13 protein-coding genes and 1 pseudogene are annotated in these 20,079 nt (G+C 40.0%); 3 read left to right on the top strand and 11 right to left on the bottom strand.

The features are described from left to right. Positions 1–128 precede the first annotated feature (128 nt). The 5 genes and pseudogenes from AB9N12_RS07665 to nadA form a co-directional block, all read right to left on the bottom strand. The gene (locus tag AB9N12_RS07665; RefSeq protein WP_369891104.1) at positions 129–1,817 is read right to left on the bottom strand and encodes a RagB/SusD family nutrient uptake outer membrane protein; all 1,689 of its coding nucleotides are present in this window, start codon (positions 1,815–1,817) and stop codon (positions 129–131) included. 14 nt (positions 1,818–1,831) lie between these two features. Continuing rightward, positions 1,832–4,609, bottom strand: coding sequence for a SusC/RagA family TonB-linked outer membrane protein (locus tag AB9N12_RS07660; protein WP_369891103.1), 2,778 nt, complete (start codon positions 4,607–4,609; stop codon positions 1,832–1,834). 43 nt (positions 4,610–4,652) lie between these two features. Further along, positions 4,653–6,492 (bottom strand): annotated as a pseudogene (locus AB9N12_RS07655) (RagB/SusD family nutrient uptake outer membrane protein). Between the two features lie 16 nt (positions 6,493–6,508). Then, positions 6,509–9,685, bottom strand: a complete 3,177-nt coding sequence (locus AB9N12_RS07650; protein WP_369891102.1) for a SusC/RagA family TonB-linked outer membrane protein — start codon at positions 9,683–9,685, stop codon at positions 6,509–6,511. Positions 9,686–10,131: 446 nt separating this feature from the next. Then, on the bottom strand, positions 10,132–11,070 hold the full coding sequence (gene nadA, locus AB9N12_RS07645) for a quinolinate synthase NadA (RefSeq protein WP_369891101.1): 939 nt from the start codon (positions 11,068–11,070) through the stop codon (positions 10,132–10,134). 500 nt (positions 11,071–11,570) lie between these two features. On the opposite strand from nadA, the gene AB9N12_RS07640 reads away from it, so the two are divergent. After that, positions 11,571–12,098, top strand: coding sequence for an RNA methyltransferase (locus AB9N12_RS07640; RefSeq protein WP_369891100.1), 528 nt, complete (start codon positions 11,571–11,573; stop codon positions 12,096–12,098). A gap of 97 nt (positions 12,099–12,195) precedes the next feature. Here the strand turns inward: AB9N12_RS07640 and AB9N12_RS07635 are convergent, their stop codons facing one another. Further along, positions 12,196–12,774 carry a DUF4294 domain-containing protein gene (locus AB9N12_RS07635; protein ID WP_369892836.1) on the bottom strand — a complete coding sequence of 193 codons (579 nt, stop codon included), beginning with the start codon at positions 12,772–12,774 and terminating at the stop codon, positions 12,196–12,198. A gap of 144 nt (positions 12,775–12,918) precedes the next feature. Between AB9N12_RS07635 and AB9N12_RS07630 the strand changes: the two genes are divergently transcribed. Beyond that, positions 12,919–14,955, top strand: a complete 2,037-nt coding sequence (locus AB9N12_RS07630) for a helix-hairpin-helix domain-containing protein (protein ID WP_369891098.1) — start codon at positions 12,919–12,921, stop codon at positions 14,953–14,955. A gap of 124 nt (positions 14,956–15,079) precedes the next feature. After that, a complete protein-coding gene (locus AB9N12_RS07625; RefSeq protein ID WP_369891097.1) occupies positions 15,080–15,853 on the top strand; it encodes a radical SAM protein in 774 nt (257 codons plus the stop codon). Positions 15,854–15,863: 10 nt separating this feature from the next. On the opposite strand, the gene AB9N12_RS07620 is transcribed toward AB9N12_RS07625, so the two are convergent. From AB9N12_RS07620 to AB9N12_RS07600, 5 genes are all read right to left on the bottom strand, one after another. Continuing rightward, complete coding sequence (locus AB9N12_RS07620) at positions 15,864–16,994, bottom strand: ATP-binding protein (protein WP_369891096.1); 1,131 nt, start codon at positions 16,992–16,994, stop codon at positions 15,864–15,866. Between the two features lie 139 nt (positions 16,995–17,133). After that, complete coding sequence (locus tag AB9N12_RS07615) at positions 17,134–18,507, bottom strand: ATP-binding protein (RefSeq protein ID WP_369891095.1); 1,374 nt, start codon at positions 18,505–18,507, stop codon at positions 17,134–17,136. 192 nt (positions 18,508–18,699) lie between these two features. Next, on the bottom strand, positions 18,700–18,930 hold the full coding sequence (locus AB9N12_RS07610; RefSeq protein ID WP_369891094.1) for a hypothetical protein: 231 nt from the start codon (positions 18,928–18,930) through the stop codon (positions 18,700–18,702). Next, complete coding sequence (locus AB9N12_RS07605) at positions 18,927–19,400, bottom strand: DUF3990 domain-containing protein (protein WP_369891093.1); 474 nt, start codon at positions 19,398–19,400, stop codon at positions 18,927–18,929. The genes AB9N12_RS07610 and AB9N12_RS07605 overlap by 4 nt, the downstream gene beginning before the upstream one ends. Continuing rightward, a complete protein-coding gene (locus AB9N12_RS07600) occupies positions 19,397–19,825 on the bottom strand; it encodes a DUF3791 domain-containing protein (protein ID WP_369891091.1) in 429 nt (142 codons plus the stop codon). Before AB9N12_RS07600 ends, AB9N12_RS07605 begins: the two co-directional genes overlap by 4 nt. Between the last annotated feature and the right edge of the window lie 254 nt (positions 19,826–20,079).

The raw sequence follows: 20,079 nt of genomic DNA, 5'->3' as shown, positions 1-20,079 counted from the left end.
CACTTTACATTTTAATTAATATCAGAATTCATTACTTTAAACAGAATGGGGGCATGTCAAAAAGATACTATCAGAAACCTATTTTAACATCCCCCCATCTTTACAATATTGTTTGCCTCATTCCGAGTTTACCAACCTGTGTTCTGTACCAACTTATGGTTCTTGAAAAGTTCAGTGTTCGCAATCGGATAGAAATACATCTTATCCTGAATAGTATAAGTGGCAAGCTTTTCTTTGGTATATCGAATCGTTCCGTCGGCTTGCTTGATTACTTTCACTTTATAAATATTCTGCATATCATCTAATTCTTTCCAACGGCGGAGATCCCAGAAGCGTTGTCCTTCAAATGCAAATTCCACCCGACGTTCGTTTTTCAATCGTTTCAAGAAATCATCTTTACTCATGACAGGATAAGCCGGCATCTTCACATCTCCACGATCACGTACCTGATTGACAGCTTCGCGGGCACTCAAACTATAGGGGCCTTTTTCATCTGGGTCACCATAGGCATTCACCATCGCTTCTGCATAGTTTAACAGGATTTCCGCATAACGGAATAAAATCCAGTTATGCTGTTGGCTCGTAGTAGTTTCACCCGGTTCGAAAGTGACATTGTTATTCACATATTTTCTTAAGTAATATCCGGTAGTTGTGGCATTTTTTATAGGTTGACCGTTCTTACCTCCTTCAAACACCTCTACCGGAGTCGTTTTAGGCCATGCCATACCATTATACACAACTGTCATTCCCAAACGCGGGTCACGATTTGCATACGGATTTTTTGCCATTTCCGGATCATCCCAGCTAAAATCTTCACCGGTTTTCATTTCATAAGCACTTACCAAGTTTTCCGTAGGACAAGTTGTAGTAGAACCATTAGTAACCCCCATCGGGAAATTGGCAGATTCAAAATTTGTGCTTGCACCTGTAGGACGACACATGATAACTTCTTTACTTTGGTTATTAGTGGCACCAAACAGATTGGAATATTTGGAATCCAAGCCATACCCTAAGGTAGCTGCCTCGTTGATAAGGTCATAGGCTGCCTGAGCGGCATTCTTCCACTTCTGCGTATCATCAGCAGAATACAAAGGACTGGCAAGATACAGAGAAGCGCGAGACTTCAATGCAAGGGCCATACCTTTGGTAGCGCGTTGCAAATTACCTGTTCCACCAGGCATATTATTGTAATTTACCGGCAATTTACCATTCGCCAAATCAGTACATTCACTGATGATGAAGTTCAAAATGGTAGCTGCATCTACAGGTTCCGCTTCATTGGCTTCTTCCTGAGTCAGCGTTTTGGTTATCAAAGGTATATTCTGATAACGTTTTACCAATTCAAAATAATAAAATGCACGCAAAAAGCGCACTTCATGCTCATAATTCTGATAACTCTTAAAATCATTTTCAAAACCATCAGAATACTTCCACTCGTCAAATGTCAGTCCTACACAGTTTTCGAGATAAAAATTAGCATCATGGATGGCATTGTAGTAAGTGCCGAACACATCATCGACAGTATAATTGGCCGACCACGTACCATTGACAAACCGTTGGATGGCAGATGATTCGTAAATATGGACAGCATCGTCCGTAGCAGCATCCTGCATAGCTCCCGATGTATTGCAGAAGTCATGTGGCAAATAACTATATACCTGTGTAGCCAATTGTTCCACACGTTCCATGTTATCCAGAATTTGTTGCTTTGAATAGTAATCTGTTTCACTGCAATCCATAAAATCACAAGCTGTATACAGAGGAGCGGATGCAACCGCAAGCAACAAGGCTATATGTTTGATTTTAAAATACTTCATGTTCATTTTACTTTTTAGAATGATAAGTTAACACCCAAAGTATACTGAGTCATGGTCGGATGATTTGTTCCGATGTTTTCAGGATCCAATACTTTAATCTTATCTATACAGAAGAGATCATGACCACGTGCAAAGACTTTGGCACTCTTGATGAATTTACTCTTCTTCATCATTTCCTGTGAGAAATTATAATAAAGTTCCAGTGTACGCAACTTCATATAAGATGCATCGCCCAGCCACAAGGAGTTGGTCACATAGTTATTGGCAGAACCTTCTGAAGTCAGACGCGGGTATTTAGCGTTCGGAGTATCCGGAGTCCACCGATTATTATAATATTCGGTAGAGATAGTACTATTACCAATCAAAGGCCAATACACACTTGAAGTATTCAAAAGACGACTCTGATTTCCCGTTCCCTGGAACAAGGCGTAGATACCGAATCCTTTGTATTCCAGATTCAAGTCGAATGAGTAATAAATTTCCGGCATAACACTATATCCCAAAGCTACCTGGTCATACGTATCAATCACCCCATCATTATTCTGGTCTTTATATTTCAAATCACCCGGACGAACATCTGACAGATTCTGTTTAACACCACGGTTGTCAATTTCATCCTGATTCTGATAAATGCCTTCCACTTCATAACCAAAGAACTGTCCTAAACGCTTACCTGTACGTTTCAAGTAATCATGAGGACGATATTCTTCGTTCTGATTAATAATCTTGTTACGGTTGAAAGTGAGCATACCACCAATTTGATAATTAAAATCACCGATTTTATCCGCCCAGCGTACACTTGTTTCTACTCCATAACTATTCACAACTCCATTATTTATTTTAGGAGCTGTCAAGCCAAATATAGAGGATACGGCATTATCCCCACTTACTAAAATATCCGTGCGGTGATCGTAAAAACCGTCAATGGCAACAGATAATTTGTTGAAAGCCATAAAATCAAATCCTACATTCAATTTATGTGACTTTTCGTAAGTCATGTCGGTAATCCCCAGTTGAGTGATTTTCATACCATTGATGCTCGCCGGATTTTTTCCAAATAAATAACTTCCTCCGGTTCCGTACACATCGAGATAAAGATCGGTATCGTAATCAGCACGTCCGGCAATACCATAAGATGCACGAAGTTTCAACAGGTTCAACCAGTCGCTCTTCAAAGCAGTCTCTTCTGACATAATCCATGCGGCACCCACTGACGGAAAGATTCCCCATCTATGGCCCGGTTCCAAAATGCTGGCAGCGGAACCGGATAAAGATGCATCCAGCACATAACGATGGTCATAAACATAGTGAGCTTGTGCCACTACATCCATAAATGCTTTCGATTTATTCTGTCCCTTGGCATTTGTTTTATCCATATTGTATTGCAAAGTTGCAACCAGACTGTGTTTATTCCAATCTTTAGCATAGTTGGCATACGCCCCGAAATTGAAATGATTGATCGAAGATCCGACACTCTTACTGAACGAAAGAGAACTTTCATTACGCAAAGTGTTATAAACAGTTTCTCCGGTTTCCCCATCTATTGTAGCCTGTTCATATCCGAATTTCATGATATTGTTATCCCAATAAGAAGCACTGTTGTCCAATCCTACTTGAAAACCAATCGATAATCCCTTCACAAAAGCACTCAAATCCTGATTCAATTTCATGTCTGCATACATATTACGGGTTTGAGAACGCGCATAACCTGTGCCGGAAATACTTGCAATCGGATTATTAGAATATACAGTAGTTCCTCCCCATGTGTTACGGGAAGTTTTAACAGGAAATGCTCCTGAAGGCACTTGATACAACGCACTGAAAATATCCGATGTAGTTTCTCCCGGACGATTGTGTTCGGAGAAGTTCCCAAACAAATTCAGTTGCACGGTAGTTGTAGGGCTGACGGTGATATCCAAATTAGTACGAATGTTCAGTTTTGAATATTTAAACTGGGTGGAGTAACCGTCATTATCGCTTGTCGGTTTCAAGATACCATTATCATTCAGATAATTCAACTGAGTGAAATAGCGCACAAAATTTCCACCACCTCTAGCCGAGAAGGTCACATTGTTTCCGTAACTATGATCGCGCAATGCCTCGCCCCACCAGTCTACATTCGGATATACATCCGGATTACTTTGAGTTCTGAAGGCTTCCAATTCTTCAGCAGAGTAACGTGCCGACAATCCGTCATTGGTCAATCCTTCATTTAACGCTTCCGCATAGGTGTATCCGTCAACAAATTCCGGCAAACGTTGCGGTGTAGCCATATTAAACTGGTAAGAGAAATTAATCTCCGGTTTGCCCATCTTTCCACGCTTCGTTTTCACCAAAATAACACCGTTAGCACCTTTCATCCCGTAGAGAGCCGTAGAAGCCGCATCTTTAAGAACAGTGACAGACTCTATTTCATCGGCACTTATCTGATCGAGTGAGCGCTCGAAACCGTCTACCAATACCAACGGAGTAGTAGAACTGCTGGTTCCATATCCGCGTACTCTCAATGTCGCAGCATCATTCCAGGCATTATCGGCATTTTGCAACACTTGAAGTCCGGGAATCAACCCATAAAGCATATTAGAGTTATTGATACTCTTTTTGTGCGAAAGTTCTTCCTCATTGGCTACCGCAGTTGCCGTAGTCGATTCTTTCAAATCGAAAGAAATGCCACGTCCATACTCTATAGCCACTTTACTTTTGCGTGCAAACAAACTGTCCTGTTCTTGAGCCATAATGGCTGTCGGTGAACACAACATACACGCTACTAATAACTTGATACTTTTTTTCATGAGTATATTGTTATTTCTATTTTCTATTAATACCATTGTTTAATTATTCCCAACCCGGATTTTGTACAAGACCGTATCCTTTATTGACTTCTTTAGAAGGGAATGCACTCAGAACACCATTTTGGGGCAAAACCACCGGTCCACCAAGTACGCGGATACTTAGTCAAATCAAACGGTTCCAACAAATATTCACCCGTATCTTTGTGTTTGTACACATGCAAACCATGAAGTTTTTGTTCGAATACATTGTACTTCTTCCAACGGATCAGGTCAAAGAAACGAACCTCTTCATAACCAAACTCACAAGCTCGTTCACGCAACAAAGCTTCGCGGAAATCATCACGGCTCATTCCTTTTTTAAGTCCCGGCATACCGACACGGGCACGTACTTTGTCTACAGCATTGTATGCTTTCGAATCAGGACCGTTATTATATTCATTCAATGCTTCTGCATAACTCAGGTATATCTCCGGCAGACGAAGGAAAGGCCACTGGATAGGACGATTTGACCATGCACTATTACGGTCTAACCCCCACTTGCGGCAGACAAGTCCTGTGGCAGTAGACAACTGATGTATCATTCCAACCTTCCAGTCTTTTCCTGCCGGATAATCTTCTCCTTTAGGTTCCGTCAGGCCTGCAACACCTCCATTAAATGGTTGACCATCCAAAATAAAAGTCTCATACAAACGCGGATCACGATTGATAAACGGATTCTTGGCATGTACAGGATTTTCCCAATCAAAATCCGTACCGTCTTCCATTTGGAACATATTGAAATATTCCAATGTAGGACAATAACCTCCCCAACGAATAGAATTACTCAATATGGAATTATTTTTCTGGCTATAAATATTTCTTCTGACAGAAATAAGTGTCTCAGTGGTTCCACGATCAAAATAACCACTCGTAAATGCTTCACCGAAACTATTCGTGCCCTCATCTCCTACTTCCACCATTTTATAATAACCATTCGCATTGAGAGCTGTGAAAAACTCTTCGCAAGCGTCAATGGCAAGTTTCCAACGCTCTTTGCTATAACCGCCCAACCATGTCATCAACTGCGAAGAAGCCTCTCCCTGACAATAAGGAGTATCGTTATTGAACAACGGACTGGCAACAAATAAAAGTACTCGTGCTTTCAGCGCCATAGCACCCGCCTTACACATACGTCCATCCCAATTACCTAAATCTTCTTCAGAGATTCTCCATGGAAATTCAGGACAATTGATGGCGTCGTTCAACAAACCAATGATAAAATCCACGGTAGCCTGTAGTGTAGCACGCCCCGGCAGATTAGTATCTTCAGGATCAATAGCATGATCCACAATCGGCAAACCGCCATAATGACGCAACATGTGAGAATAGTAAACGGCAACAATCATCTTAGCTTCTGCTTTCAACCGTGATTTTTCCGCAGCGTCCATATCCGGTACACGGTCTACATTCTCACAAAACAGCCATGCATGACGAATGGCTCCCCACATACCACTTTCATCGTTGTTGAAACGAATTTTTGTCGCCATATACTTACCTCTAGGGGTATCCTCGGTAGAAGCATTATAGTTACCACTATAATATACTTTCATTACACCTGAATATCCCACATTATCATAGTTTAAATCCGTTAGACCTTCCAAAGTTCCAAGCCACATTTGTGTCCAGTAACCGGAAGTTTCCATTCCATACGGAAGCGACTGATAACTCTTCAACAAGATACGCCGTGCATATTCTGCCGAAGAAAATATAGTATCAATAGTTACATCCGAACTTGGCGGTTTTTGCAAAAATTTGTCACCGAACGCCAAATCTTCACAAGAAACAGTTGCAAACAAACTTCCCGTCAAAAGGATAGTATATAATAGTTTTCTCAATGATTTCATGACTTTAACTAATTAATTAGAAACCAACTTTTAATCCCACATTCACCACTTTAATCAATGGATAAGTACTTCCGCTCGGATCACTTTCCGGATCGGATACCTTGAAATTGTCGAACGTCAACAAATTGTATCCGGACAGGAATATACGAAGTGAACCGATATGTGCTTTCTTCAGTAAAGCACTTGGGAATGAATATCCCAGTTCTATATTCTTCAAACGAACGTAAGAAGCATCTCTCAGCCAAAGGTCTGAATCCTGGTAATTATGAGACTTACTTCTAAACGAGAGTGCCGGTGCTTTTGCTGCATCTCCTTTTTCCGGCGTCCAAGCATCTTCAATCATATATTTCATAATAGCTGAGTTGTTGCTCTCTCCATAAGGAATACGATACATTGAACTCAGCAAACGCGAAGTTTTGAATGCTCCTGCCCACGTCATGCTAAAATCAAATCCTTTCCATGAAAGGCCCATATTCACACCTGCTGTATATAAAGGATATTTAGGATAACCGATGTCACGAACATCTTTCTCGTCAATTCGTCCATCATCGTTCAAATCCTTATATTTTACATCACCGGCAAGAGGTATGTAACCGGATCCTTGATCGGCAATGCCACCTTCCTTGCCTTTCAGACTTTCATAATTGGCTGCTTCTTCTTCCGTAAAATACCCGTCGAATACGTAACCGAACTGCTGTCCTACCGGCTTACCCTCAGTCTGCATCCATTCATAAGGATAGCGGATTTCGTCAATGAATACAACTTTATTCTTGGCATACGACAGATTGGCTCCTACATAATAACGTACTTCATTGATACGATCGTCCCATTTCACGTTGATTTCGTATCCTTTATTATCTACCTTACCAATATTGGCAATAGGAAGACTGACAGCAAGGTATCCGGGAGATATCGTACGAGATTTAAGGATATTCTTACGATGCTCGATAAAGTAGTCGAAATTAACACTCAGACGGTCCTTCAGGAATTTAGCGTCAATACCATAGTTTTGCTTTTCCGATGTTTCCCATGTTACTTTCGGATTACCTTTCTTAGATTCCGTAGCACCTGCAATAAGAGTTGACGTATTAGTACCGAAGCTATAATTACCTGAACTAACCAAATATTTATCAGGTAAATAAAGAAAACGGGAATAATCACTCACACGGTCATTACCCACAATACCATAAGAACCACGGAATTTCAAATAAGTAACAAACTTTTTAACCGGCTGAAAGAATTTTTCTTCCGAAATAATCCAACCGAGAGAACCGGCAGGGAACAAACCAAAGCGTTGCCCCTCAGCAAAGTTTTCCGAACCGTTATAGCCAACACTTACATCCAACAAGTATCTGGTTTTGTAATCATACGTAGCACGACCTACCAAACCAACATAACTTCTCGGAATGCCAATAAATTCACTTGGACTTTTTCCTTCAAAAGGATAATAAGTCATCGACTGATTATACATAGCTAATGCTGAAACGTGATGATGACCAAAATCACGTTTGTAATTCAAAGCTGCCTCGAGATACCAGTTTCTGGATTGCCCTGTAGACTCCTTATAATCCAATTTTTGATAATCCTGTGTCTTTCTGTAAATCAACTTACCATCGGTATCATATACCGCCTCATATCGGTTGGCACGCCCTTCACGACGTTTGGTGATAGTAACTCCACTGTTGTAAGCACCTTTCACATGAGCTTTCAAACCTTTAGTCAGAAAGTCAAGCTTTTGCTCTAACTTAAAGTCGAAATTCAAAGTATTTTGTGTCCGGTTATTATACCCTTTACCATAATATACATTCAATCCGTCCGCATAATTACCTACCGAGAAAAGATCCTGATCGGAAATTACCCATTTTCCGTCCACAACTCCGGCACCTGCAAACGGAACGGCCGTGTAAACATCGCGGAAGAGATATGCAAGATTTGTATACGTACCATTATTATAGTTAGGTTCCTGCTTGTCGTTCAAATATCCTCCCAAATTCACTTGCATGGAAGTTGTTTTAGTGACATCCACATCCATGTTAATACGATAGTTATAACGATTGTATTTAAATCCTTTATCATTACCGTTTTCTTCGAACGTGTTGAACAGACCATTCTGCGTAAATACACCCAACGATGCAAAATATTTCACTCGTTCCGAACCTCCTGATATATTAAAGTTATGTTGTGTCTGCAAAGCAGAGTTCTTTATCAACATATCTGTCCAATTAGTACTCGGATATACCAAGGGATCGCTATTGGTGCGGAACTTCTCCACAATCTCCGGTGAAAATGCCAACTGAGACTCTGCCACTCCATCGTGTAACTGAGCATTGTTGTAAGCAGTGGCATAATCGTAACTGCCGGCAAATTCAGGTACACGCGACGGCATCTGCCAAGCAAAAGTAGTGGAGAAGTTCACCTTTGCCTTTCCTTGTGTACCACGTTTGGTAGTGACCAAAATAACACCATTGGCACCACGTACACCAAATACGGCTGTAGCGGAAGCATCTTTCAAAACAGTGATACTTTCCACTTCATTCGGGTCTAACTGGAAGAATGAACGTTCCACACCGTCAACTAACATTAACGGTTGTGACAAATCAGTACTTAATGAACCGACACCACGTACATACAACGTAGCATCATCGGCACCCGGCTGACCACTGGACTGTACACTGGCGAGACCGGTAACCTTACCGGTCAGTGCATTCGCCATACTCGCAACCGGTGATTTCAACAATTCTTCATTATTAATAGAAGAAAGAGCACCGGTAACAGTTACTTTTTTCTGAGAACCGTACGCAATCACCTGTACTTCCTGAAGTTCCTGCACATTTTCATTCAATTGGATTTTCAGATTTCTTTCTCCTTTATATTGGATTTCTTTGCTTTGATATCCAATATAAGAAACTGTTATAGTAGCTCCTACCGGAACTTTTAACTTAAAATTACCGTCTATATCGGTAATTACTCCCGTACTCGTACCTTTCACAGCAACAGTCGCTCCAATAACGGGTCCTGAACTGTCAGTAACCGTACCTGAAACTTCAATGACTTTTCGCTGTTGTGCCAATTCCTCATTCATAGGAACGGATTCTACTCCCAATGAAAAAGCTGTCTGTCCTATAGACAATGTCGCAGCCAATAGCCATATCCTACAAGGAATCTTCATAGAAATGACTCTCTTTTTTCTCATACGTTTGCAATTTTAATGGTTAATAAGTATACGTGTTAAATAATAAAAAGACAAGTAACACCTTTCTAACCTGAAAGGAAACTGATTAAAAGCCGATTATTTTCATGCATATAAGATTTAACAAATAATTTATTAACGCAAAATTAAGAGCTATACATATATTTAAATATAAAAATCTTCCTGAATAACTGCACAAATTGTATGTGGACAAATTATGTATATTATAGAATCATCTATGATCCATTCGAGATATATTATGTGAAATATCCCGATATCGTTTTGAGATACGTGATAGTGACAGGTGATAGATAGGAGGCTGTCTAACAAGTCCTATTTTAACGATTTTACCCCTGCCAAAATATACTTTGACAGGGGTGACTTTTTATTACTGAGACCTGTTAGACAGCCTCGCTTTGCAAATACAATGAAAACGTTTCAGAAGAATCTTATAATCCCAATTTCTCCGAAATCTCCAACATCCGTTGAATCGGTTTAACTGCCTTCTTTGCTATTTCCGGATCTACCGTAATTTCCGGCGACTCGTTCTTCAGACACTCATAAAGCTTCTCCAGTGTATTCAACCGCATAAAACTACATTCGTTACATCCGCATGTACTATCATTCGGAGGAGCAGGGATAAACGTTGTCTGCGGACACTTCTTTTGCATCTCATGCAAGATTCCCGATTCGGTAGCCACAATATAGGTGTTCTCGGGATGGCTCACGGCATACTTCAGCAAAGCAGCCGTAGAACCTACTACGTCAGCCAGTTTCAATACCACACTCTTACACTCGGGGTGAGCCAATACCAACGCTTTCGGATACTGCGCTTTCAGTTCCACAATCTTTTCAACCGAGAACTGTTCGTGCACGTGACAAGCTCCGTCCCACAGAAGCATATTCCTGTTCGTAACCGAGTTGATATAATTACCCAAATTTCTGTCCGGACCAAAGATTATTTTCTCATCTTTGGGAAAGCTTTCCACAATCTGCTTCGCATTGGTGGAAGTTACCACCACATCTGTCACCGCTTTCACCGCAGCCGTCGTATTGACGTACGAAATAACAGTGTGCCCCGGATGCTCTTTGACAAACTGCGCAAACTTATCCGCCGGACAACTGTCCGCCAACGAACAGCCCGCTTCTATGTCGGGCACCAGCACTTTCTTGTCCGGACAAAGCACCTTTGCCGTTTCCCCCATAAAATGAACGCCACACATCACAATAATATCCGCTTCTGTCTTGGCTGCCCATTGAGCCAATGCCAAACTGTCGCCAACGTAATCGGCAATGTCTTGTATTTCGCCCTTCTGGTAATAGTGACCCAGAATGATTGCATTCTTTTCTTTCTTCAGCTCGTTAATAGCCTTTATGAGTTCATTCATAATAATATTCTTATTTCTTTCTTTTTTAAAAATCCTCTGTTAGTGATGATAGCCTGTTAATAATGTTAGCAAATAAATACGATTTTTCTTGTCGGATAAGTTATTAGTTCATACTTCTGTTTTATGAATATGTTATGAACTGGTCTACAGGACAAGATATATTATCTTACTTGCTTCATTATCAATGAAAGCATTGTTAAATGCCATCAAATGGAAGTTTACTATTAACTCCCTGTTGATAAAGTGCAAAGTTAAAAACTTTATGGATATAAACGGGCAGATAAGTACTGAAAAATATGTTTATGTTTGCATGGAAAGTTTTAATTGTTTTTTTTGAAATGTTCATAACGGAGTGCTCTTATATTTTCTTTTGAATAATACAAGAATTATTTTTCAAAATCTTTGCCGATAGTTTTGACAGGTTTTAAACCGTTATCAACACCTTGTTAACTGAAAAGGATTACCTTTGCATACAAAGAATATAATAAAAGAAAAGAGGTATGCGTAAACTGAAAATAACAGAGCTGAACCGTATCAGTGCCGAAGAGTTCAAACAGGCTGAAAAACTCTCTTTAGTAGTAGTGTTGGACAATATTCGTAGTTTGCACAATATAGGTTCTGTATTTCGCACTTCGGACGCCTTCCGTATCGAATGTATCTATCTGTGTGGCATAACGGCTACTCCGCCACACCCTGAAATGCATAAGACTGCGTTGGGTGCAGAGTTTACTGTCGACTGGAAGTATGTTAATAACGCTGTTGATGCTGTTGATAATCTCCGAAAAGAGGGATACATCGTTTATTCTGTAGAACAGGCGGAAGGAAGCATCATGCTGGACGAACTTGAACTGGATAAGAATAAGAAATACGCTATTGTAATGGGAAATGAAGTGAAAGGGGTACAGCAGGAGGTTATTGACCATTCGGATGGCTGCATAGAGATTCCTCAATATGGAACGAAACATTCATTGAATGTTTCCGTAACTACCGGTATTGTAATTTGGGATTTGTTCAAAAAGCTACGTTAGCAGCAGGAGCAGGATATATAAGATGCTATTTATAGGGTATATATACGCTGCACGTTGGACATATAGTTCCTGCGAGTAACATCTATATCTCTTGTATTTAGATTTGTCCGCTTTCCACCATCAACACCACCCGTTCCGTTAGTTTGTCCTCACCTTGTGGATCATATTCTTTTTTGAGGCTGGCACCGAACAGTGCAGCAAAGGCTTGATAAAACCCTGCTTTGAAAGATCCCATAAATGCTTTCACCAGTTCATAGCTCGTAGAATTGCTTTGGCGGTCTATTAATTTAATCAACAGTTTCCCTTGTGTAAAAGAGAGTTTCTTCATTCGGGGAGTATATTGATCTTTCAAGCCTTTTTCAACCCGTTTGATATGTTTTTGGCGAGCTTTCTCATTGGGTAATGTCTGAAGATATTCATAAGTTTCAATAATAGCCTGTCTAATTTCCTTGGAGATAGGATATACTTTCTTCACGTTGCGAATCAACCGGTAATATTCCTGGCGTTCTTTTGCATTTTTGAATTTTAGAGGTTTAAAGATATACACAGTCGGCAACTGGATAGATGGGATCGTATCTCCGTTGTAGATACACATCGGTACCAAATATCCATTGATGCTTTGTTTTTCCTGTGCCTTCGAATACGATGAACAGTAAACAATAGCAAACAGTGTCATTACTACTATGTTAAGCTTTCCTTTCACGATACAAAAATAGAATTAAAATTTTATTATTCAGGCATTTCTCTTTGATGTTAACCTATTTAAAGTATCTTTGTAGTCTTATCTGCGGAAAAGCAGGAAGAATAAAACATTTTATGGATGAAAACTATTCAACTTTTATGGTTGATAAGTATTATAAACAGCCTGTTAATAATTCCTGCTTGTAGTGCTCAAAACCCCTCTGAAAGTCTTTTAGAAGATATTCTTGAAGATTTATCTGTTAATAACTCTGTTAATGCCTTGAATTGGGAAAATGAATTGGAAGAACTTTCCAATCGTCTGCAAGAACCTATTAATTTGAATACTGCTACCCGTGAACAACTTGAACAGTTTCCTTTCTTGAGTAATATTCAGATTGAACATCTGTTGGCTTACATCTATATAAACGGACAGATGAAAACTACCTATGAACTTCAATTAGTAGAAGAGATGGACAAGCAAACAATTCAGTATTTACTACCTTTCGTTTGTATAAAAGCTATTAACAATGAATCTTCTTTTCAGTGGAAAACTATGTTGAAAAACGCAGCAAAGTATGGAAAGAATGAAATATTAACTCGCTTTGATATACCTTTTTATAAGCGGAAAGGTTATGAACATACTTATTTAGGACCTTCTGTTTATAACTCTGTGAAATACAGTTTCCGGTATAGTGACCGACTTTACGCAGGAGTCGTTGCTGAAAAAGATGCCGGAGAACCTTTGGGAGCTTTACACAATCGCTATGGCTACGATTATTATTCCTTTTATCTACTGTTGAAAAACTGCGGACGGTTAAAAGCGTTAGCTGTTGGCAACTATCGCCTCAGTTTCGGTCAGGGACTGGTGATTAGTACGGATTATCTGATGGGAAAGACAATTTATGCTTCTTCTTTCAACAGTCGTAGCAGCGGGATAAAGAAACACTCTTCAACTGACGAATACAATTATTTTCAAGGAGTGGCTGCCACTGTTGCCTTATCTAAAGATTGGAATATTTCCGGTTTCTATTCATACCGTTCGTTAGATGGAGTAATCACTGATGGATCCATCACCTCTATCTACAAAACCGGACTGCACAGGAGTCAAAAAGAAGCAGATAAAAAGAACCTGTTTATTATGCAATTGACAGGTGGCAATGTGAGTTATCAACATAACCGTATCCGGTTGGGTATTACCGGTATTTACTATCTTTTCAACCGAACATACGAACCGGAATTAACAGGCTATTCCAAATACAATCTATATGGAAATAACTTTTATAATCTGGGAGTGGATTATGCTTATCGTTGGCGTCGTTTTTCTTTTCAGGGAGAAACAGCAATCGGAAAACAAGGTTGGGCTTCTTTGAACCGTCTGCAATATTCACCGGTTCAAAACACTCAAATTATGTTGATACACCGGTTTTATTCTTATAACTATTGGGCTATGTTTGCCCACTCTTTTGGAGAAGGAAGTATGACTCAAAACGAACAAGGATGTTATATCGGCTTGGAGACTTCCCCTTTTGCTTATTGGAAATTCTTTGCTTCATTCGATTTATTCTCTTTCCCGTGGAAAAAGTATAGAGTCAGTAAGCCGTCTCGTGGAACGGATGGATTGATTCAGGCTACTTTCACTCCACGCAACCATATATCCATGTATTTGAAGTACCGCTATAAACAAAAAGAACGAGATTGGACAGGTAGTAAAGGAGTACTGACACTTCCTATTTTTCATCATCAATTTCGTTACCGTTTGAACTATTTTTGGGGAGATGTGTTAAGTAGTCGTACAACTTTAGATTACAATCACTTTCATTCTCAGGACAAAGCTGCTAATAAAGGATATCAGATAACACAAATGATATCCTACAAACTACCTTGGACCAGATTGTTTGCTGACGTCCAGGGTAGTTACTTTTTTACAGACGGTTATGATTCGCGCGTATATGCATCCGAGAAAGGATTGCTTTATACATTCTATACCCCGTCGTTTCAAGGGCATGGATTCCGGTGTAGTATCCGTTTGAGATATGAACTGAATAAACATTGGTTGTTCATAACCAAGTTCGGAGAAACCGTTTACTTGGACCGGAATGAGATTGGTTCCGGCAATGATTTAATCTATGGAAATAAAAAATCAGATGTACAGATGCAACTGCGTATCAAGTTTTAGGCTATCTTTGTGCGGAGCTAATTGGAGAAATCAGTAAACAAAGTCAGCAGTTTAATTTTGTGGCATTACCTAAGAATTAGTAGTTGATAAAGTAGTAAATTGTAAATGATAAAATTAGAAAAAGATGACTATTATTTTTCCTTCACCCATCTTCGGCCCTATCCATTCCCGCCGTTTGGGCGTTTCTTTGGGAATCAATTTATTACCGGATGACGGTAAGGTTTGTTCATTCGACTGCATTTATTGCGAGTGTGGTTTCAATGCCGAACGTCGTACGAAGAAATCTCTTCCTACCCGTGAAGAGGTCCGTGCGGCTCTCGAAGAGAAACTGAAAGATATGCAGGTGAACGGTCCCGCTCCCGATGTGTTGACATTTGCCGGAAACGGTGAACCGACTGCACATCCCCATTTCCCGGAAATCATAGAAGATACGCTTGCGCTCCGTGACAAATATTTCCCAAAAGCGAAAGTAAGTGTATTGAGCAACTCTACCTTTATCGACCGTCCTGCCGTATTCGAAGCGCTGAACAAGATAGATAACAATATTCTGAAATTGGATACGGTGGATGAAGAATATATTCATCTGTTGGACCGTCCTAACGGAAAATATTCTGTTAAGAAGATCATCGAAAAGATGAAAGAGTTCAAAGGAAACTGTATCGTGCAGACGATGTTCCTGAAAGGAGGCTATCAGGGAAAAGACATGGATAATACATCTGACAAGTATGTGCTTCCTTGGATAGAAGCGGTAAAGGAAATTGCTCCCCGTCAGGTAATGATATACACGATTGACCGGGAAACTCCCGACCACGATTTACAGAAAGCTACCCGTGAAGAGTTAGATCGTATCGTGGCTTTATTGGAAAAAGAGGGTATTTCGGCAACAGCTTCTTATTAGTATGGGACTATTATATTCCCAACTCTCTTTTTAACCACACTTTCATCACCGGATCGGGAATGACAACTTGTCGTTTCTCAATCTCTATAAGTTCCTTTTTGACTAATGCTCTTTTCACGATACTTACATTTGCGGATGAACCGAGGTGGTATTTTTGTAAAACCTCTTGTGTGGTAAATTCACAATGAACCCCGTCTATGACAGCTCGCAGAAAATTCATCTGATAGGTAGTAAGACTTTCGGTCTGCTTCTCGAACAATGGGGTATTCTGATCGATGATATCCTGATATGCCGCCTCAAAATCCTGTTCGGTAGCAGTTCCATCCGTATGAATCCATACCAACCACGCCAACTGCTGCACATAAGACGAGTGGTTATCCGCTATTTGACATATTCTTTCGGCCAACTCTCTTGAGATCTGCTTGCCCGTAGCTTCAAAACGACTGCATATATAACCTACCCAATCCGATGTTCCGATTTTCGGTAAATAAATGGCATCGCCGAATTTATAGAATGGCAGACTCTTTTTCTCGAACAGTTCATTCATCAAATGCTTCTTGCTGCCGAACAGACAATAGGATACCGATTTTTGCAGTTGCCACACAGTACGCAAGCGTTTTTGAAATGTCTTGGAATCCTTGAACTCGGCAATCTGCTGGAACTCGTCGATACACACAACGATATTGCAGCCTTTCTTCTGCGCTATTTTTTCCGGAAGCTGCAAAATTTCATCCACATCGTTGCTCTTTGGGTTCATATCAAGTGAAATGGAGAAATCCGTCATCGGATCTGTGCCCATTGAGATTTTCGGGCTGATACGAGACAGAAATAATTTTGCATTTTCCAACCACTCATCCAATTTAGAAGATGTTTGTTTGAGGACAGCAGCCGCAAATGCATCATAGAAATCCTTATCACTGCGACACGAGAAAATATCGAGATATACGACTTTTAGTTTGTCGGATTGCGCCAAACGACACACTTTCTGCACCAACGAGGTCTTACCCCAACGACGAGGCGAAATCAGTACGGTATTAACACCATACCGGAAATTCATCAACAGATGCTCTGTTTCTTTCTCCCGGTCGGTAAAATTATCACCCGATGTGGCAACGCCGAATATAAAAGGCTTGTTCTCCATAATCTTCAAATCTTATTCAAGTGCAAAGGTATGAAATATTGTTATTACTAATATTATTATTACTAATAAAATTATTATAACCGCACGGCTCTTTCATTTCTAAAATCCAACATCTGCAAATCACGAATTTGTTATTTTTTTATCTCATTAACTCGACAACATTTTCTGGAAGCATTGCATTCCCTATATCCTCTTTCGGAGCATTCTTAAGAAACAGTATCGGAACGATGGAATAGTTCTTGGCAAATGGCAACAAATTAGCTTTACGGAGAAGTTCGGTAGTCAGCTGTTTGCTATTCTCTTGAGTTGTCCATTTGCATTCGCCAACCAACAGATACTTTTTATCAAGTGATTCGGCCATCACATCAAACTCGACTTGTTCCGGCTTCTTATCCTCATTGAGAACAGAACCCCACCAGCGTTTTGCCCTACCATAAACTACTCCATTGACAAGATTACCTGTTACAGCATCCCGGCACAGTTTTTCCCATTGCATACTCACATATTCCGAAAAATGGGCGTTTAAAGCCTGTTCTATGGGAAGACGACGCCCAAGTTCAATGAACGAACGATTCGGGACAACAAACTGATAGTAGAATGCCATAAACGGATCGGCTATCTTATAAAGGCTCTTTTTCGCATTCTTTTCATCAATCCCGAACGGAACATCTTTTTCCAAGAATCCGAGATCGATAAGTTTCTTTAATGGTCGTGATAGATTTGTTGCTGGTTCATTACATCGTGCAGCAATCTCAGAAAGACGATTGGCACCAGTACCGATATAAGACATTATTGTCGAAGTCTTGACAATATCCTTAACATCATCTTGAAACAGTTTTATAGGTTCTTCGTAAAGAGTGCCATTTACAGAAAGGATATTGTGCCACAATGCATCGTCAAGCGAATTTCTGTTTTCCCTTAGTTCCCAATAGCGTGGTACACCGCTCCATACGGAATACTCTTCAATGGCATTCATCGCATCAAGACTCAAAGCCTCCTGAATATACGTCAAACGTATCGGTGCAAGCTTCATTATCTCATCAGCACGACCATATAGAGGCGCAGTAGAATCAAGGAACAGCCCATACATCATGTTTTGCGAAGAACCACAAAGCACAAGATTATACTTCAGTTGCTTCTCATCAACAAGTTTCTGCAAAACAGACGGCAGATCTGGAGATTGTTCCACAAGATACGGAAATTCATCCAAGCATAGAGTAAAACGTTTGTCTGTTCGATAATTGACCGCACGAAACATGGACTCCCAATCCGGATATGCAAGCTTATCGAAATCTGGAAACACTTGTGCTATTACTTTAGCAAGCAACGCTCTCTGATGTTGGCCTTCGGAACGGTCGGCAAGAAAATAAACATCATTGTCCGACAACACTCTTTTGATAAGCGTTGACTTACCTAATCGTCTGCGACCATACATAACGACTAACGAGGACTTCTCTCTCGCAAGAGCATTCTTCAAACGTGCTGCTTCATCTATTCTATCAACGAATTTCATATACCTTATTTATTATGTAATACAAACATAATGATTTTACAGCATAATATAAAATTTCAAGTCTTGTTTTTTATCCTAATAGAACCATTTTCGATTTATGTATAGGGAAATATGTGTTTTACACGGCTCTTTCCCTTTTTGCGTTCCCACCATAACCGATATTGGCAATTCTCCTCATCAATCAAGCCGGTTCTATACCTGAAATCGGCCGGACATAAGTTCGCGTTTCAAAAAATCATAGTTGTATGCCGAGCTCTCTATGTACATTCCAGTATTGGGCTCAGATACTTTTTCAAAAGTTTCGGAATTATACCAAGTTGAAATAGCCTCACTTAGAGAAAGTCCGTTATCTCTAATCAGCCATCCAATTATGTCGGTAGATATTGCTTCAAGAAGAAATTGGAAATTCTTTTCTTTAGTCATAATACACGGGTTAAATAACTTATAGCTTTAGCATTGTGAAAGAAATACTGGATACTCAGCTCTTTATATTCCAAGCGTTTCACCAATTCGGATATAGAGATATATCCATCCTGAAAAAGACGGAAAGACACAACTACCGAATCATCTGCTATCGGGCCAATTACAAGATCATAATCCTGTGCCGGATGTGTGATAGTTTCGTTTCTATTCATCATCACAAACTCAGCCCATTCCTCGGAAGGCTTATCGAAAATCTTAACCTTCAAATCCTGTATAGCCCCCTCGAAATTGAATTCGTACTCAGTTATACATTCTTCTCCGCCTGTGCGCATACAGCGTCGGAAGGCCATATTCCGGGCATGTTTAATATTATCCGTCAGGTAGAAACCGCATCCAAAATCCTTAAAAGGATGACATTTGTAAAAATCAACCTGATCAATCATTACATTAGATCCGTGATAAAGTTTCATCCGATTCTCCCTCCATTACGTTTGCAAACTGCTGTAATATCATCTACCCAGTCGTTTACTGACAGTGTATGCTCAGCAGCATAACACTGCTCGAGAAAATCTATTCCCTTGAAACGCAAAAGATAATTAGAAGCTTCTTTTAATGTAAGGAAATTTCTTTTAGCAAATTCACTGATTGCTGTGACTATATATTCGATCACCTCCTTATCATGATTGACTTTTGGCGTGAGAGTAACAGTCACCTCAGCGTCAAGCGCATTAGCCACACGATTGATAGTATCAAATGTCAGCCCCTTTCCACTCTCGATTTTGGATATAGTTGCACGACCCACACCGATTCTTTCCCCGACATCAGCCTGTGTCAGGCCCAATTCAACTCTTCTCTGCCCGAAAAGCTTACCGATTTTTTCAAATTTATCTTTCATATAATTCTTTTTGCAAAGTTATAAAATGTTTCCCATAAATGAAACATTTTGGATTAAAATTGGGTCATGTCTTCAAAAATCACTAATCTTGTAGTCGAAAGCAACAAGCCCAAAGTGGCTTGAAAATGGAGACTGAGACAGTCTTCGGGAAAACGAAAGGACAATGGTTTTACTTTCAGTTACTTACAGAAATTGAGTTTGAACCTTTTAAACTGTAATTCCTTGATTCAACAATAGTTTGCTATACTGCATCG

This window comes from Bacteroides sp. AN502(2024) (assembly GCF_041227145.1).
Classification (GTDB): Bacteria; Bacteroidota; Bacteroidia; order Bacteroidales; family Bacteroidaceae; genus Bacteroides.
Note: the sequence above shows the minus strand (reverse complement) of the source record. Positions and strands in the feature narration are given on the sequence as shown.

Excerpts from the sequence above, each read along its gene's own strand:
- AB9N12_RS07665 (WP_369891104.1), bottom strand. The coding sequence starts at position 1,817 with ATGAAGTATTTTAAAATCAAACATATAGCCTTGTTGCTTGCGGTTGCA.
- AB9N12_RS07660 (WP_369891103.1), bottom strand. The coding sequence starts at position 4,609 with ATGAAAAAAAGTATCAAGTTATTAGTAGCGTGTATGTTGTGTTCACCG.
- AB9N12_RS07650 (WP_369891102.1), bottom strand. The coding sequence starts at position 9,685 with ATGAGAAAAAAGAGAGTCATTTCTATGAAGATTCCTTGTAGGATATGG.
- nadA (WP_369891101.1), bottom strand. The coding sequence starts at position 11,070 with ATGAATGAACTCATAAAGGCTATTAACGAGCTGAAGAAAGAAAAGAAT.
- AB9N12_RS07640 (WP_369891100.1), top strand. The coding sequence starts at position 11,571 with ATGCGTAAACTGAAAATAACAGAGCTGAACCGTATCAGTGCCGAAGAG.
- AB9N12_RS07635 (WP_369892836.1), bottom strand. The coding sequence starts at position 12,774 with ATGACACTGTTTGCTATTGTTTACTGTTCATCGTATTCGAAGGCACAG.
- AB9N12_RS07630 (WP_369891098.1), top strand. The coding sequence starts at position 12,919 with ATGAAAACTATTCAACTTTTATGGTTGATAAGTATTATAAACAGCCTG.
- AB9N12_RS07625 (WP_369891097.1), top strand. The coding sequence starts at position 15,080 with ATGACTATTATTTTTCCTTCACCCATCTTCGGCCCTATCCATTCCCGC.
- AB9N12_RS07620 (WP_369891096.1), bottom strand. The coding sequence starts at position 16,994 with ATGGAGAACAAGCCTTTTATATTCGGCGTTGCCACATCGGGTGATAAT.
- AB9N12_RS07615 (WP_369891095.1), bottom strand. The coding sequence starts at position 18,507 with ATGAAATTCGTTGATAGAATAGATGAAGCAGCACGTTTGAAGAATGCT.
- AB9N12_RS07610 (WP_369891094.1), bottom strand. The coding sequence starts at position 18,930 with ATGACTAAAGAAAAGAATTTCCAATTTCTTCTTGAAGCAATATCTACC.
- AB9N12_RS07605 (WP_369891093.1), bottom strand. The coding sequence starts at position 19,400 with ATGAAACTTTATCACGGATCTAATGTAATGATTGATCAGGTTGATTTT.
- AB9N12_RS07600 (WP_369891091.1), bottom strand. The coding sequence starts at position 19,825 with ATGAAAGATAAATTTGAAAAAATCGGTAAGCTTTTCGGGCAGAGAAGA.